Source organism: Bacteroides sp. AM44-19, assembly GCF_003603395.1.
GTDB classification, from domain to species: domain Bacteria; phylum Bacteroidota; class Bacteroidia; order Bacteroidales; family Bacteroidaceae; genus Bacteroides; species Bacteroides uniformis.
On sequence record NZ_QTNB01000008.1, the window covers coordinates 51,488 to 67,297 of the forward strand.

12 protein-coding genes are annotated in these 15,810 nt (G+C 46.0%); all 12 read left to right on the forward strand.

Features of this window, described 5'->3' with window-relative positions; genetic code table 11:
* The first annotated feature begins 10 nt into the window (after window positions 1-10).
* The 12 genes from DW947_RS13120 to DW947_RS13175 all read left to right on the forward strand — a co-directional run bounded on the left by DW947_RS13120 (window position 11) and on the right by DW947_RS13175 (window position 15,791).
* Entirely contained in the window at window positions 11-2,266 is a 2,256-nt protein-coding gene (locus DW947_RS13120; protein WP_117962645.1) for a glycoside hydrolase family 3 C-terminal domain-containing protein, read from the forward strand.
* A gap of 157 nt (window positions 2,267-2,423) precedes the next feature.
* Window positions 2,424-5,018 (forward strand): xylan 1,4-beta-xylosidase, encoded by a 2,595-nt coding sequence (xyl3A, locus tag DW947_RS13125; protein WP_117962699.1) that lies wholly within the window; start codon window positions 2,424-2,426, stop codon window positions 5,016-5,018.
* A gap of 197 nt (window positions 5,019-5,215) precedes the next feature.
* Window positions 5,216-6,172, forward strand: coding sequence for an SPFH domain-containing protein (locus tag DW947_RS13130; protein ID WP_005835316.1), 957 nt, complete (start codon window positions 5,216-5,218; stop codon window positions 6,170-6,172).
* 12 nt (window positions 6,173-6,184) lie between these two features.
* Window positions 6,185-7,543 carry an alpha/beta fold hydrolase gene (locus tag DW947_RS13135; RefSeq protein WP_117962647.1) on the forward strand — a complete coding sequence of 453 codons (1,359 nt, stop codon included), beginning with the start codon at window positions 6,185-6,187 and terminating at the stop codon, window positions 7,541-7,543.
* Between the two features lie 66 nt (window positions 7,544-7,609).
* On the forward strand, window positions 7,610-7,819 hold the full coding sequence (locus DW947_RS13140) for a hypothetical protein (protein ID WP_005835322.1): 210 nt from the start codon (window positions 7,610-7,612) through the stop codon (window positions 7,817-7,819).
* Between the two features lie 25 nt (window positions 7,820-7,844).
* Entirely contained in the window at window positions 7,845-8,303 is a 459-nt protein-coding gene (locus tag DW947_RS13145) for a hypothetical protein (RefSeq protein ID WP_009037112.1), read from the forward strand.
* A gap of 179 nt (window positions 8,304-8,482) precedes the next feature.
* Window positions 8,483-9,865, forward strand: coding sequence for a hypothetical protein (locus DW947_RS13150; RefSeq protein WP_117962649.1), 1,383 nt, complete (start codon window positions 8,483-8,485; stop codon window positions 9,863-9,865).
* Between the two features lie 29 nt (window positions 9,866-9,894).
* Complete coding sequence (locus tag DW947_RS13155) at window positions 9,895-11,046, forward strand: imelysin family protein (protein WP_117962651.1); 1,152 nt, start codon at window positions 9,895-9,897, stop codon at window positions 11,044-11,046.
* A 109-nt stretch (window positions 11,047-11,155) separates the two neighbouring features.
* Window positions 11,156-12,589 carry a di-heme oxidoredictase family protein gene (locus DW947_RS13160; RefSeq protein WP_034523352.1) on the forward strand — a complete coding sequence of 478 codons (1,434 nt, stop codon included), beginning with the start codon at window positions 11,156-11,158 and terminating at the stop codon, window positions 12,587-12,589.
* Between the two features lie 29 nt (window positions 12,590-12,618).
* Window positions 12,619-13,830: a porin gene (locus tag DW947_RS13165; RefSeq protein ID WP_005823796.1), complete on the forward strand. Its 1,212-nt coding sequence runs from the start codon at window positions 12,619-12,621 to the stop codon at window positions 13,828-13,830.
* A gap of 24 nt (window positions 13,831-13,854) precedes the next feature.
* Complete coding sequence (locus tag DW947_RS13170) at window positions 13,855-14,571, forward strand: hypothetical protein (protein WP_005835332.1); 717 nt, start codon at window positions 13,855-13,857, stop codon at window positions 14,569-14,571.
* 65 nt (window positions 14,572-14,636) lie between these two features.
* Window positions 14,637-15,791 carry a Rid family hydrolase gene (locus tag DW947_RS13175; protein ID WP_005835334.1) on the forward strand — a complete coding sequence of 385 codons (1,155 nt, stop codon included), beginning with the start codon at window positions 14,637-14,639 and terminating at the stop codon, window positions 15,789-15,791.
* Window positions 15,792-15,810: the final 19 nt, after the last annotated feature.

The following is a 15,810-nucleotide window of genomic DNA, read 5'->3' on the forward strand; positions in this document are numbered from 1 at the left end:
GAGTGAAAAAATGCATACTTACATTTTACGATTTTTTCTGCTGTTTGCTGCATCTGCCACAAATCTTAGTGCACAGATACCCATATATCAAAATCCTGATATGCCTATCGAAGTGCGCGTTGAGGATGCGTTAAGCCGTATGACACTTGAAGAAAAGGTGGCACTTTGCCATGCGCAGAGCAAGTTCTCATCGGCAGGGGTGCCCCGTTTGGGTATTCCAGAGTTGTGGATGAGTGATGGACCTCATGGAGTTCGCCATGAGTTTGAATGGAATACTTGGAATTATGCGGGTTGGACCAACGACTCTATTACGGCTTTTCCTGCTCTTACGGCTCTTGCCGCCACTTGGAATCCGGATATGGCTGCACGCTATGGCAAGGCTATTGGCGAGGAGGCACGTTATCGTAAGAAAGACGTATTGTTAGGTCCCGGTGTCAATATCTACCGTACTCCCCTTAATGGGCGTAACTTTGAGTATATGGGTGAAGACCCTTATCTTGCCGGTGTGATGGCGGTTCCTTATGTCAAGGAATTGCAAAAGAACGGTGTTGCTGCTTGTGTGAAGCATTTTGCATTGAACAACCAGGAGCTGTGGCGTGGTACCGTTGACGTTGAAGTGAGTGACCGTGCTCTTTACGAAATCTATTTGCCTGCTTTCAAGCAGGCAATAGTGGAAGGGGGGGCATGGAGCGTCATGGGAGCTTATAACAAGTATCGTGGCCAGCATTGTTGCCATAATGCCCGTCTGCTCAATGATATTCTACGTGATGAATGGGGTTTTGACGGTTGTGTCATTACGGATTGGGGAGGAGCTCACGACACCAAAGAGGCTGCTCTTAATGGTCTTGACATTGAAATGGGGTCTTATACCAACGGTTTGACTTCGGATAATAGCTTGGGGTATAATCTCTATTATTTGGCAGACCCCTATCTGGAGATGTTGAAGAAGGGGGAATTGCCGATGGCGTCAGTGGATGCGAAAGCGAGAAATATACTGCGTCTGATTTTCCGGACTTCATTGAATCAGAATAAGCCGTATGGCTCACTCTGTACCAAAGAACATTATGATGTGGCTAAAGTAATAGGTGACGAGTCCATCGTACTGTTGCGGAACAATGGCATTCTTCCATTACAAGCTGATAAGTATAATCGGATATTGGTGGTTGGTGACAATGCTGTCCGTAGACTTACGGATGGTGGCGGTTCGTCGGAATTGAAACCAAAAGATATGATTTCTCCACTTGATGCACTGCGTGCCCTATATGGTGATAAGATAGAATACACCCAGGGTTATGCATGTGGCCGTCCCTTTTTTGGATATGAGGAGGAAATGCAACAGACGGTGATAGACTCTTTGCGTGTTGAGGCTGTGGCAAAGGCACGGCAGGCAGATGTTGTTATCTATGTGGGAGGTTTGAATAAAAATGCTTTTCAGGATTGTGAATCTACTGACCGTAAGTCGTATAATTTACCTTTTTCTCAAAATGAATTGATAGAAGAGCTTGTTGCTGTCAATCCAAATCTTGTGATAGCCAATATCAGTGGCAATGCTTATGCTATGCCGTGGTTGAAGAAAGTGCCTGCAATCCTGCATATTTCTTATTTGGGGACCATGGGAGGAGCGTCGATTGCAGATGTTATCAGTGGTAAAGTGAATCCATCGGGTAAACTGCCTTATTCTTTCCCGGTGAAGTTAAGCGATTGTTCGGCGCACTCTTTTGGTGAAGGGGCTTATCCGGGTATCGATACTGGCAAGGAAGATGTGTCTTTGACGGATTATCAGCGCAATGTCGGTGTCAACCCTAAAGAAGAGTATAAAGATGATATTTTAGTAGGTTATCGTTGGCACGATACAAAGAAGATTCCGGCTCTTTTTAGTTTTGGCCATGGATTGAGTTATACTTCTTTCAAATACGGCAAGTCTCGGCTGTCATCGAAGACGATGGATGAAAAAGGAAGTATCAAGGTGACAGTACCCTTGACTAATACGGGTACGAGGATTGGTAAAGAAGTGGTACAACTTTATCTTGGAGATCCGGTGTGTAGCGTTATCCGTCCATTGAAAGAGTTGAAGCATTTTACAAAAGTAGAGGTCGAACCTGATGAAACTGTTCAAGTGGAATTTGTTATCACTCCTGATGATTTGAAGTTTTTTGATGAGGCAAGCCATCGATGGGTAGCTGAATCGGGAGTGTTCAATGTGTATGTCGGGACTTCATCTGCAGATATTCGTTGCATGCACTCCTTTAAATATATATGTGATTGACGTAATAATTCAATGGCAATTAAACATATATGTGAAGAAAACGTACTGCCTTTTAGGCAGTACGTTGCATAATGAATCATTCTTTTGAAGCTTGAAATTTAATCAATATCCATTATCTTTGTATATTTGGATAGATAATTGCTAATATAAAACCATGATGAAACAGAAACTTCTTTGCCTTTTGCCATTCTTCCTATTGTCGGGATGTGGACAGGCTACTTACAAGAATGCATCTCTGCCGGCAGAAGAGCGTGCCGGACTTTTGCTGAAGGAACTGACGCTCGAAGAGAAGGTGTCCTTGATGATGGACAGCTCCAAACCAGTGGAACGTCTGGGCATCAAGCCCTATAACTGGTGGAATGAAGCGTTGCATGGAGTGGCGCGTGCCGGGCTGGCCACAGTGTTTCCCCAACCGATTGGTATGGCGGCATCCTTCTCGCCGGAGACTGTATACGAGGTATTTACTGCTGTTTCTGATGAGGCCCGTGCCAAGAATGCCTACTATACATCCCAGGAAAGCCATGAACGCTATCAAGGATTGACGATGTGGACGCCTACAGTGAATATCTATCGCGACCCCCGCTGGGGAAGGGGTATAGAGACTTATGGGGAAGACCCTTATCTGACCAGCCGTATGGGTGTGATGGTTGTAAAAGGTTTGCAGGGTACGAACGATGGAAAATATGACAAGCTGCATGCTTGTGCCAAGCACTTTGCCGTACACTCCGGTCCGGAATGGAACCGCCATGAGTTTAATGCGGAAAATATCAAGCCCCGTGATTTGTATGAAACTTATCTTCCTCCTTTCGAAGCTTTGGTGAAAGAAGGAAAAGTGAAGGAGGTGATGTGTGCCTACAACCGTTTTGAGGGCGATCCTTGTTGCGGTAGCGACCGCCTGCTGATGCAGATTTTGCGCGATGAGTGGGGATTTGACGGTATTGTCCTTTCGGACTGTGGAGCTATTGCCGATTTTTACAGAGATTATGGTCATAAGACGCATCCTGATGCAGAGTCCGCTTCGGCGGCTGCGGTGCTGAGTGGGACTGACTTGGAATGCGGTTCGAGTTACGAGGCCCTGGTAGAAGCGGTGAAGCAGGGAAAGATTGATGAAAAGGCAGTGGATGTAGCAGTCAAGCGCCTTTTGACGGCTCGCTTTGCCTTGGGTGAAATGGACGAGCCGGAGAAGGTGTCCTGGACCGGCATTCCTTTTTCTGTGGTGGCTTCTGCCGGACACGACTCTCTGGCGCTCGACATGGCTCGCAAGTCAATGACACTGCTTATGAACAAGGATAATACCTTGCCGTTGAAGCGTGGAGGGCTGACTGTAGCCGTGATGGGTCCGAACGCCAATGATTCTGTGATGCAGTGGGGAAATTATAACGGTATGCCTCCGCACACAGTCACCATTCTGGACGGAATTAGAAAAGCCTTGGGGACTGATGACCGGCTTATTTATGAACAAGGCTGCGGATGGGTGGAGAGAGCTCAGATACAGAGCGTCTTCAACCGTTGCAAGACTGCCGACGGGAAACCCGGATTCAGTGCACGCTACTGGAATAACGTGACTCGTGACGGTGAGCCAGTCACTACTGCCCAAGTGACCACTCCTTTCCATTTCTGTACATCCGGTGCCACGGTTTTTGCTCCGGGTGTGAACCTTACCGACTTCTCGGCTACCTACAACAGCGTATTCACTCCCGACCAGTCGGGAGAGGTGGTCTTTGACATCTATGCTTATGGCTCAGGGAGATTGCGGATAAATGGGGAGGAAGTGAGAGGATTCTCCAATCAGCACGGTGGGCAGAAGAGTGCTTATACTTTGCAGGTACAAGCAGGAAAAACGTATGACGTTGAATTGGATTTTGAATATTTCCGTAGCGATGCACAGCTGAACTTTGACCTTGGATTTAAGAATGAAGTGGATGTGAGGAAATCTGTGGAGCGTGTAAAGGATGCTGATGTCGTGGTCTTTGTGGGAGGAGTCTCTCCGAACCTCGAAGGCGAGGAGATGGGTGTTGAGCTTCCCGGATTCAGAGGAGGCGACCGTACTGATATAGAGTTGCCTGCTGTCCAGCGGGAACTGATTGCCGCTTTGCACCGTGCCGGTAAAAAGGTGGTGTTGGTGAACTGTTCAGGTTCTCCTATCGGCTTGGAGCCGGAAGCCGGGAGGTGTGGAGCTATCTTGCAGGCATGGTACCCCGGTCAGGCAGGTGGTACGGCTGTAGCCGAAGTCTTGTTCGGTGATTACAATCCGGCAGGACGCTTGCCGGTAACCTTCTACCGTAATGTGTCACAGCTTCCTGATTTTGAGGATTATAATATGACCGGCCGGACTTACCGTTACATGACCCAGGAACCGCTTTTCCCCTTCGGTCATGGATTGAGCTATACCTCTTTCAGCTATGGTGCTGTGGTGCTTGGTTCGGATAATATAAAGTCCGGTGAGAAATTGAGATTGAGTGTCCCCGTAACCAATACCGGCAAATGTGACGGTGAAGAGGTTGTGCAGGTCTATTTGAAGAAAAACGATGATGTAGAAGGACCGAGCAAGGCATTGCGTGCTTTCAAGCGGGTACATATCCCGGCAGGAAAGACGGTCGATGTAGAGTTTGATTTGGGTGATAAAGAGTTGGTGTGGTGGAATCCGCAAAGCAATACCATGTGCGTTTCCGAAGGCAGTTATGAACTGATGGTGGGCGGTAGCTCGCAAACTGCTGATTTGCTGCGCCGGTCTTTTGTCATTCAGCCTTGATACATCACTGACAGAGTCAAAAAAAGTTTTCCGCTTGAGGGTGAGTTATGACCCTCAAGCGGAATTTTTATATACTGGGAATACATGTTCTTAATAATCCTTAATACTATATGTTAACTCCCTTGTTTCTTTGTACTTCTCTAATTTTAATTGATATATTTGTGATATCATTATGATATCAATTAAATTTATAGAATATGGAAACAAAAGAGTGTGGTTTCAGTGGTTTCAAGATGAATGGCTTTCTGGCCTTGTTCCTTCATTTGGTAGTGCTTACGGCGGTGATAATCTTTGGATTTCTCATTTCTGTGCCTACCTTGATCCTTTCGGTGTGTTTGTGTTTGGTATGGTTCATTCTGTTTGCCGGCTATATGGAGCTGGAGCCGAACGAGGCGCGTGCCATGGTGTTCTTTGGCAAATATAAAGGGACGTTCAAGGAGACCGGCTTTTTCTGGGTAAACCCTTTTCTTAATAAGAAGAAGCTTTCGCTTCGTGCACGCAATCTGGATGTGGAGCCGATAAAGGTGAATGATAAGATTGGCAATCCCATACTTATAGGATTGGTATTGGTGTGGAAGTTGAAAGATACTTATAAAGCCATGTTTGAGATTGACTCGCAGACGATGGCTGCATCCACTCCCACAGCAGGCAATGCCAACCAGGTGAGCCTTGGTAATGCGGTGGCCAACCGTATGAATGCGTTCGAGAACTTTGTGAAGATACAGAGTGATGCCGCCCTTCGTCAAGTTGCCGGTCAGTATGCCTATGATGATAATGAGGCTGATACGGAGGAACTGACGCTTCGCTCCGGTGGCGAGGAAATCAATGAGCAGTTGGAACAGAAGTTGAACGAGCGTCTGGCCATGGCGGGTATGGAAGTGGTGGAAGCCCGCATCAACTATCTGGCGTATGCACCCGAAATTGCTGCTGTGATGCTGCGTCGCCAGCAAGCATCCGCCATCATTACGGCACGCGAGAAGATTGTGGAAGGGGCAGTCTCTATGGTAAAAATGGCGCTCCATAAACTTTCTGAAGAAGAAATTGTTGAACTGGACGAAGACAAGAAAGCGGCAATGGTCAGCAATCTGTTGGTTGTGCTTTGTGCGGATGAGGCTGCACAACCGGTAGTCAATACGGGAACGTTGAACCATTGATAAAGGATACGGATGAAAGAGATGGGGGTTATAGGACGATGGGCTCTTATACTGCTCTTGCTGGGCAATGTATATGGGGGCTTTGCACAAGATGCGAATACTGCGCGCGCGCAGCACATTTATGAATTGTTTGTGGCAGGGCAAGGTGACAGTATCCATGCGGCATTGAACCGGGAGTTGCAGAAGAAACTAGCTCCGGCACTCTTCAATGATTCTTTCCGGCAAGCAGAGAAAATGTTTGGTAAATCCATATCAAAAGGAGAATGGAAGACCGATTCTGCCCAGGGAATTACTATCTATTATTCCGATGTGGAATTTGAACGTTATAATCTCCGTTTTCTGGTGGCTTTTGATGCTGACGGGGCACTGAATACAATCCGGCTGGTCCCTGCACCTGCTGTTAGCACTGCCCAACCGGTAGCCTATGATAAGACAAAAATGGATGAAAGGGATATTACGCTGGGAGCCGACGGCTACAAGCTTCCCGGAACGTTGACTTTGCCCAAGTGGGCAGTCGGTCCGGATGCATGCAGGGTTCCTTGTGTTATTTTGGTACATGGTTCCGGTCCTCACGACCGTGACGAGACGATAGGTCCCAACAAGCCTTTCCGTGACCTTGCCTGGGGATTGGCGAAACGCGGCATTGCTGTCGTCCGCTATGAAAAACGGACAAAGGCATATGGTGCGGCTTGCGTTCCTGCCGGTCGCGAACTCGATTATGATACTGAGGCCGTGGACGATGCCGTTGCCATAGTGGAGCAGGTAAGGGCTTTGCCCGAGCTGGCTCCTGACAGTGTGTATGTGTTGGGGCACAGCCTGGGAGGTACATTGGCTCCCCGTATTGCCGGGCGTTCGAAAGGTTTGGCAGGTATCATTATCCTTGCCGGACTGGCAAGATCGCTTGAAGATGCTCTTGAGGAACAGTTTTATTATACCTCTTCTTTGACGGATTCTTCAGTCAATGTAAAGGTTCAACTTGATGAGCTGAAACAACAGTTGGCTAATGTCAAAAAGCTTGGTACGGAAGAGTTTGATGAAACGATTTCCTTGCCATTGGGGCAGCCCCGCTCATATTGGCTGTTTGCCAATGCTTACAAACCGGTGGAAGTTGCCGCTAAACTAAAGCTGCCTATATTTGTTCTTCAAGGGGAGAGAGATTATCAGGTGACTATGGAAGACTTCGGTTTATGGCGTTCCGGTTTGTTGCGCTGCAAGAATGCATATTTCAAATCTTATCCGAAATTGAATCACTTGTTGCAGGAAGGCAGCGGCAAGGCGACTCCGTTTGAGTATAGCCATGCTTCGCCCGTCCCAGCATATGTTATGGATGACATTGCCTCCTTCGTGCGGGGCAAGCAGAATACTCTTTGATTGGTACTTGGTTATATCAAAGTAACTTCAATCGTAAATCGTAAATTGTTAAATAGTAAATAAATAGTGGCTAAAAAAGAAACTTCAACCAAAAGCTTTGTCCTCCGTGTGGATGCTGCAACGATGGATGCCATTGAAAAATGGGCAGCCGACGAGTTCCGTAGTACCAATGGACAGCTTCAGTGGATTATCGCTGAAGCATTGCGGAAGAGTGGGCGGATGAAGAAGTCCAAGAATCCTCCTCCGTCTGAAGAGAAAGCAGAGGAGGATTCGTAATAACAGATTCTAAATCGCAGATAGTATGATTAATCTTGGTCCTTATTCCGGCAAGAATTGCCCTAATGTCCGTTTTCAACCCACTGTGATTGACCGTATTCTGGAAGGTACGGCCCTGCTTATCGTGCTCGTTACGTGGATTAGCATTTACTGGCTGTATACCCAAAGAGAAGGTGCCCTGCTGCCCGCCGTCTGGGTGATGGGTGGCTGTTCCATTTTCTGTTTCCTTTTGATGGGGGGATTGGCGTATCTTCCCGTCCGTTTCATCAATTTCCCTATTCGGGTCACCGAGCGCAATGCGGCTGTTCAATATTTGTTTGCCATACGCCTTACCCGGGTGATGAACATCATTCTGTTATTAGTGCTTTTGGGCAGTGTTTGGGGCTTGTATTATGCATTCGGCAAACTCCTGCTCCTTGTCTCGTTTGTTTTGTTGGGGGTGGCATTTATAGGATACTATATACTGGCGTTTAAATATAAGTAGCCTTACAGTCTGTTTAATAGTCCTTTTTACCACTTACCCTCCTTTCTCATCTTTATTTGTTGTTATAAATCTGCCATTACCTACTAATGGTTACTCTTTCTCTTCTTTTCGTAATTTTTAGGTATTGTTCTCCTTTTTAACTACCTCTACCTTTGCCCCAATAAAATTTAAGATAAAAGATGAGAAAATTAACAGGCTTATTCGTTTTATGTTTTCTGCTTTCTGCCAATGCTTTGCAGGCTGCTGAACCTGAAAAAGTTACTTCTGCAGCAGAGAGTACGGAAATTTCAACGGACAAAGAGAAAAAGGAAAAAGTAGCGAATGATGGCGACAACTACAAGAAATTCCGTTTCGGTGGATACGGAGAAATGGTTGCAAGTTTTAAGGATTATGGTATTAACCGTTTCTATGGTGCGCCTGAAGGCAATCCAGACAAACATAGGAATACAATTTCTATACCCCGTTTCGTGTTGGCTCTGGATTACAAGTTCAATTCCAAATGGATACTCGGTGCTGAAATCGAGTTTGAATCCGGTGGTACGGGTACTGCTTATGAACTTGAGAATATGGAAAACGGTGAGTATGAAACGGAGGTGGAAAAGGGTGGCGAAGTGGCTATCGAGCAATTCCACATTACCCGTTTAATTGTTCCACAATTCAACATACGTGCCGGTCACGTCATTGTCCCGGTAGGATTGACCAACGCCCATCATGAACCAATCAATTTCTTTGGAACTTATCGGCCGGAAGGAGAGACAACCATCCTTCCTTCTACGTGGCATGAAAACGGACTCGAGTTTTTTGGTTCTTTTGGAAAAGGATATGCCAGCTTTGATTATCAAGCCATGATAGTGGCCGGTCTGAATGCCAATGGTTTTGACCGTAACACCTGGATAGCAAGTGGCAAACAAGGCATCTTTGAAGAAGACAACTTTACTTCACCGGGCTATGTGGCTCGTCTGGACTACAAGGGGGTTCCGGGGTTGCGTATAGGCGCTTCGTTTTATTACTGCGCTGATGCCGGTTCCAATTCTGACAAAGCGGATACTTATTCGTCTACCGGTAAGATTCCGGTAAGAATCTACACGGCAGATGCCCAATACCGTAATAAATATGTGATTGCCCGTGCCAATATGGTATACGGAAATTTGGGCAATTCAGCGAAGCTTAGTGAGGCAAATACCAAATTGTCGAATAAATCTCCTTACAGCCGTATAACCCCCATTGCAAAGAATGTAGTCAGTTATGCAGCCGAGGCCGGTTTGAATATCAGCGCTTTCTTCAAAGGAAACAAGAAAGTTCCGGTTATCTACCCCTTTGCACGTTATGAATATTACAATCCGCAAGAAAAGGGAGAGGCTAGCCAGATAATGGAGAAACGTTGTCAAGTAAGCATGTGGACTGCTGGATTGAATTGGTATGCCTTGCCTAATCTGGTGGTAAAGGCTGATTACACCACCCGCCAAATCGGAACAAACAAGGTTTTTGGAACTGGCAAGTATAATAGTGAAAATGAGTTTTCGATCGGTATTGCCTATATCGGTTGGTTTGTCAAGAAGTAGATGAATAGTAATCAATTAATTTTATACAGATGAAGAAAAATTTCTTTTATGCGACAGCTTTGGTATTAGGGCTGGCATTTACGGCTACTGCTTGTAGCGATGATGATGACAACAGTACAGTTAATCCTGCTGACATTGAGTATAATTCGGAGAATGCGGCAAGTTGGCACAACTACATGAGAAATGTGGCGGCTTTGTTGAAGACAGATGCCACCAATCTTTATGATTCTTGGAATACGAGTTATAAGGGTGGGGCAAGTTTTGCAACTTCCTTCAAAGCTCATAATGGTGCCTATAACTTTTCAAGTGCCTGGAACTGTATAGAGCAGGTTATCGACGGTTGTGTTGAAATCTCCAATGAGGTAGGTGAGACGAAGATTGGTGATCCATATAATAAATATATGGCAAACAATGTTACAGAGGCCCTCTATGCTGTTGAGTCATGGTATAGCTGGCATTCCCGTGATGATTATACCAATAATATTTACTCAATCCGCAATGCCTATTACGGCTCTTTGGACGGTAAGGTGAGCGACAAGTCTATTTCAAAATTGGTGGCTGGAGCCAATGCGGAGTTGGATACGAAAGTGTCGGCAGCTATCACTACGGCAGCATCGGCTATTCAGGCTATTCCCCAACCTTTCCGTAATAATATCAACAGTCAGGAAACGGTAGCTGCTATCAAGGCTTGTGAAGAACTGGAAAGTGCATTGGATAAGGAGTTGAAACCTTATATCAGGGACAATAGCACCATTAACAGCAATGAAGCACTTGACCCGATTGTTGAAAATTATGTCAATGTTGTGGTTTTGCCTACCTATAAGGATTTGAAGGAGAAGAATAGTACGCTGTATGACGCTGTGGTGGCTCTTGCCAACAATCCCTCTAACAGTGCTTTTGAGACGGCATGCAATGCTTGGATAACAGCCCGTGAACCTTGGGAGGAAAGTGAGGCGTTCCTATTTGGGCCGGTGGATGAGCTGGGGCTTGACCCGAATATGGATAGTTGGCCTTTGGACCAGAACGCCATTGTCCAGATTCTGAATTCCCAGAAATGGGGCGATTTGGAATGGAGCGAGGGTGATGATGATGCAAAAGTTGAATCTGCCCAAAATGTACGCGGATTCCATACTTTAGAATTCCTGCTTTTCAAGGATGGCAAGCCTCGTACAGTTAAATAAGAATTATTTATAAACAATACTCAAGAAGTAAAGGGGGGGATTTGGAGAATCCTGCCTTTACTTCTTTGGCATGTTTGGATATGCCATTATTAAAAAGTAGATAAAGATGATGAATCATTTAATGAGATATTCATGTCTTCTCCTTTGTTTGTCGGCAGGTTTGACTGCTTGTGATGATGATGGGATTGACGTGTTGGATATAGAGATTCCTGAAGGATACGCTCTGTCTGCCGGAACGTCCACAATCTTCATGAATTCATCCAAGGCCTATGATTCACCGGCAGATTGGGTGTCGGGTGTTTACAACAGTCGCTTTAATGATGGTGACGGGCTTTACGATGATGTGCGTACGAGTAGCAATGGCATGGGAGGGGGGCTTGGCCCGGTCTATGCGGGGTATTCTTGTGGCAGTTGTCATCGTAATGCCGGCCGTACCAAACCGACGCTGTGGAGTGAAGGCGGATCGGGTAGTTACGGGTTTTCCTCGATGCTGGTTTATATAAGCCGCAAGAATGGTGCGTTTTTTCAGGATTATGGCCGTGTTCTCCATGACCAGGCCATTTATGGAGTGAAACCGGAGGGAAAGCTTTCTGTGGAGTATACTTATGAGACTTTTACCTTTCCCGACGGAGAGAAGTATGAACTTTGCAGACCGGCTTATTCCATATCCGAATGGTATGCTGACAGTATAAAGCCTGAAGATATGTTCTGTACGGTGCGTATCCCGTTGAGACATGTCGGTATGGGGCAAATGATGGCTTTGGAACCTACGGAGATTGAAGCGCTTGCTGCAAAAAGTAATTATCCGGAGTATGGTATAAGTGGCCGTTGCAATTACATTACCGAACGTGGTGTGAGAAGCTTGGGGCTGTCGGGAAATAAGGCTCAACATGCGGATTTGACTGTTGAACTTGGTTTTTCAAGTGATATGGGTGTTACCAATAGCCGCTATCCGGAAGAGATATGCGAGGGGCAGGCCCAGGTGAATCAAGGCAGCATGATGGGGCTTTCTTATGCCCAGTTGGATGTTTCTACAGAAGATATGGAAGATGTTGACTTGTATATGCAGAGTCTTGGTGTTCCTGCACGGCGTAATGTGAATGACCCGCAGGTGATAAGGGGAGAACAGAATTTCTATAAAGCCAAGTGCCATCTTTGCCATGTCACCACGTTGCATACCAAGCCTCGGGGCTCCGTGCTGTTGAACGGTACCCGTTTGCCATGGTTGGGAAGTCAGACAATTCACCCCTATTCGGATTTTTTGCTGCATGATATGGGCTCCGAAATTATGGGAGTCGGTCTGAATGATAACTATGTAAGTGGGTTGGCGCGTGGCAATGAATGGCGCACTACTCCGCTTTGGGGTATCGGGCTTCAGGAAAAGGTAAACGGACATACCTACTTCTTGCACGATGGCCGTGCCCGCAATCTTGTTGAAGCCATAATGTGGCATGGGGGAGAGGGAGAAGCATCGAAAAATCTCTTTAAGAACATGAGCAAGGATGACCGTGATGCCCTGATTGCATTTTTAAATTCACTTTAGAACTAATAAGCTTTATATAAAAAGTAATTATGAAGAAATTTTTATATGTCGCCATGCTGGCTGTTTTGCCTTTGACCGCTATGGCGCAACATGAGGAAGATACGGAGAATGGTGTAGTGTCATTGGCCGGAAGAGAAGGTTTTACCATTGAAACAAAGAAAGGTGACTTTGTTTTCAAGCCTTATCTGTTGGTACAAACGAGTGCTAATTTCAATTGGTATGATGATGAAGGCTTGGATAAGGCTTATAACCAAGATAATATTGCCAATTCGGGTTTTTCCATTCCTTATGCCGTACTTGGCTTTACTGGCAAGGCTTTTGGAAAAGTAGCTTTCAATCTGTCCATCAATGCTGCTGCAAGTGGAGGAGCGCTGTTACAGCAGGCGTGGTTTGATGTACAGCTGAAAAAACAATTTGCGATTCGTGTCGGAAAGTTCAAGACTCCATTCTCGCATGCCTATCTGACAACTCTTGGCGAAACACTGCTTCCCCAGTTGCCGGTTTCTCTGACGTCTTCTGTAATTTTGCCTTATTCGTTGAATGCCGTGACGCCTAATATCGGTACGGGATTTGACCTGGGTGTTGAAATTCACGGTCTGGTGGCAGATAAGTTCGGTTATGAAGTCGGCTTGTTCAATGGAACCGGAGCTTCCGTGAATACAGCTTCAAAGACGATGAGTGATGACTGGCATATCCCTTCATTGCTGTATGCCGGACGTCTGACTTATATGCCCAAGGGGGTGATGCCTTCCACACAAGGTAATCCTAACCGTTTGAACGAGGATAAGATATTATTCGGTCTTTCGGGTTCTATCAATGTGGAGAGTGAAAATGAGAGTACCAATGATACCCGTGTGGGGTTGGAATTTGCCATGTTGAAGAACAAGCTCTATCTGGCGGCTGAAGCTTATTATATGAATGTAGGTTTCACCAAACGGCAAAAGATAAATGAATCGTATAGCTTTTTAGGCGGTTATGTGCAAGGTGGTTACTTTGTCGCTCCCCGCCTACAGCTTGCCGCACGCTACGATATCTTCAATCGTAACGGTACGGATGACGACGGTTTCCTGAATATGCCTGCTGTAGGTATGAATTACTTTTTCAGAGGATGCAACTTGAAATTGCAGGCAATGTATCAGTATGTAGCCCGTTGGGGACACGACACGCAGCTCGACCGTGATAATGATAATTTAGGTCTGGCCACTCACTCTGCCACGGTGATGCTTCAATATACATTCTAAATGAAGTCAGGAAAGGATTCGTCTATGAAAAAATACATTCTTTTCTTTTTTCTGCCCGTGCTTCTTATAGGTCTGCATGCATGCGATGAGGGGAGAATTTATGAGAATGCCGTAGTGGCCACGGGTGAAGGACGCACAGTGAAGATGACAGGCCGGATTAGTGGTGTGGATAAGTGGTCGGGCGACTATAGTGTGGTAGTGGCAGGATTTGATGATGAAAGCGATTATGCCATTGTTTCAAAGGTTGTTCCGGCATCCGAATCGGATAATGATGAAATCCAGTTGACAATGTCCGGCATAACGGATGAGGTGACAACTGTCGAGCTATGTGTAATCAATAAGTTGAGGAAGCGCATTGTCAGTTTGGTGGCAATGGAATGTACTGAAATCGCTGATACTATACTTATGGATGCAGGAACAGTTGATGCAAGTATGTACAATGCCATTCAACAAAAAATATTCAATGCCACTTGTACGGCTTGCCATGGTCTTAGCACCACTCCGGGTGGTGGCTTGAATCTGCTGGAAGGACATAGCCATGCTGATCTGGTCAACCGGGCTTCAACGACGGTGGACGGTAAAATGAGGGTTATGCCCGGTAATGCGTCAGAAAGTGTCTTGCATCTCATATTGGGTACGGACATCAGCTCGGATTGGCGTATAGACCATTCTCAGATGATAACCTCATCTGATATGCAGTCTTTGATTGGCAACTGGATTGACGATGGTGCACAGCAGTAATAATGATGGGCCTTACTGGTAATACCGGTACTTTTTTGAACAACAACGACTAATTGATATTTAATATGAAAAATAAACAACAACAAACTAATCAATTGGAGAATACCTTAACCGAAATCTTTAAATATGAGGTAGAAGCGGGTGTTTCAGAATATCATGTAATGATTCATGCCACCAGACCGGAAGCGACTTATGAAGAACAGCTGAATGCGGTGGTCGACACTTACTGCCAACTGCGTGAAAGTGAACTACAAGGTGCTGTTGCCATCTTTAAACGCTACTTTCTAAGTGACGCCGCCAATCAAGCAGATATGCTACTGGCGCTTTCGGCAGAATGTTCGGATTGTGCACTCTCCGTGGTAGAGCAGCCGCCGTTGAACGGTACAAAGATTGCACTGTGGGTCTATCTGCAGAAAGGTGTAGAAACACAGGTGCTTCATAACGGATTGTTCGAAGTGAGACATGGCGCCTACCGTCACCTTTGGGGAGGCGGCTCTTTCAATCGTGCTGCCAATTCGGAATACCAGACCCGTCTGCTGTTGAATGACTATGTGATGCAGCTGATGGAACAGGGCTGTAAGCTGGCTGATAATTGCATACGTACCTGGTTCTTTGTACAGAACGTGGATGTGAATTATGCCGGAGTGGTGAAGGCGCGTAATGAGGTGTTTGTTACCCAGGACTTGACGGAGAAGACTCATTATATTTCCAGTACCGGTATCGGTGGCCGTCATGCCGACCCCAAAGTGACGGTTCAGATGGATACTTATGCTGTAGATGGTTTGAAATCTGAACAAATTCACTACCTTTACGCACCGACACATCTGAATCCCACATACGAATACGGTGTGAGTTTCGAGCGAGGTACGTATGTGGATTATGGCGACCGTCGCCAGGTGTTTATTTCGGGTACTGCGAGCATCAATAATAAAGGTGAGGTGGTATGTCCCGGAGACATTCGCAAGCAGACGGAACGTATGTGGGAGAATGTGGAGGCTTTGTTGAAAGAGGCTGGCTGTACGTTTGATGATTTAGGACAGATGATTGTTTATCTGCGGGATGTTGCAGACTATACCGTGGTCAAAGGAATGTATGACGAGCGTTTTCCGGATACTCCGAGAGTGTTTGTATATGCTCCCGTATGTCGTCCGGGTTGGCTGATAGAGATGGAATGTATGGGAGTCAAGTCTTTAGAAAACAAGGAGTTTGCTCCATATTGATTTTTTACTTTTAATTGAT

Excerpts from the sequence above, each read along its gene's own strand:
- DW947_RS13120 (WP_117962645.1), top strand. The coding sequence starts at position 11 with ATGCATACTTACATTTTACGATTTTTTCTGCTGTTTGCTGCATCTGCC.
- xyl3A (WP_117962699.1), top strand. The coding sequence starts at position 2,424 with ATGAAACAGAAACTTCTTTGCCTTTTGCCATTCTTCCTATTGTCGGGA.
- DW947_RS13130 (WP_005835316.1), top strand. The coding sequence starts at position 5,216 with ATGGAAACAAAAGAGTGTGGTTTCAGTGGTTTCAAGATGAATGGCTTT.
- DW947_RS13135 (WP_117962647.1), top strand. The coding sequence starts at position 6,185 with ATGAAAGAGATGGGGGTTATAGGACGATGGGCTCTTATACTGCTCTTG.
- DW947_RS13145 (WP_009037112.1), top strand. The coding sequence starts at position 7,845 with ATGATTAATCTTGGTCCTTATTCCGGCAAGAATTGCCCTAATGTCCGT.
- DW947_RS13150 (WP_117962649.1), top strand. The coding sequence starts at position 8,483 with ATGAGAAAATTAACAGGCTTATTCGTTTTATGTTTTCTGCTTTCTGCC.
- DW947_RS13155 (WP_117962651.1), top strand. The coding sequence starts at position 9,895 with ATGAAGAAAAATTTCTTTTATGCGACAGCTTTGGTATTAGGGCTGGCA.
- DW947_RS13160 (WP_034523352.1), top strand. The coding sequence starts at position 11,156 with ATGAATCATTTAATGAGATATTCATGTCTTCTCCTTTGTTTGTCGGCA.
- DW947_RS13165 (WP_005823796.1), top strand. The coding sequence starts at position 12,619 with ATGAAGAAATTTTTATATGTCGCCATGCTGGCTGTTTTGCCTTTGACC.
- DW947_RS13170 (WP_005835332.1), top strand. The coding sequence starts at position 13,855 with ATGAAAAAATACATTCTTTTCTTTTTTCTGCCCGTGCTTCTTATAGGT.
- DW947_RS13175 (WP_005835334.1), top strand. The coding sequence starts at position 14,637 with ATGAAAAATAAACAACAACAAACTAATCAATTGGAGAATACCTTAACC.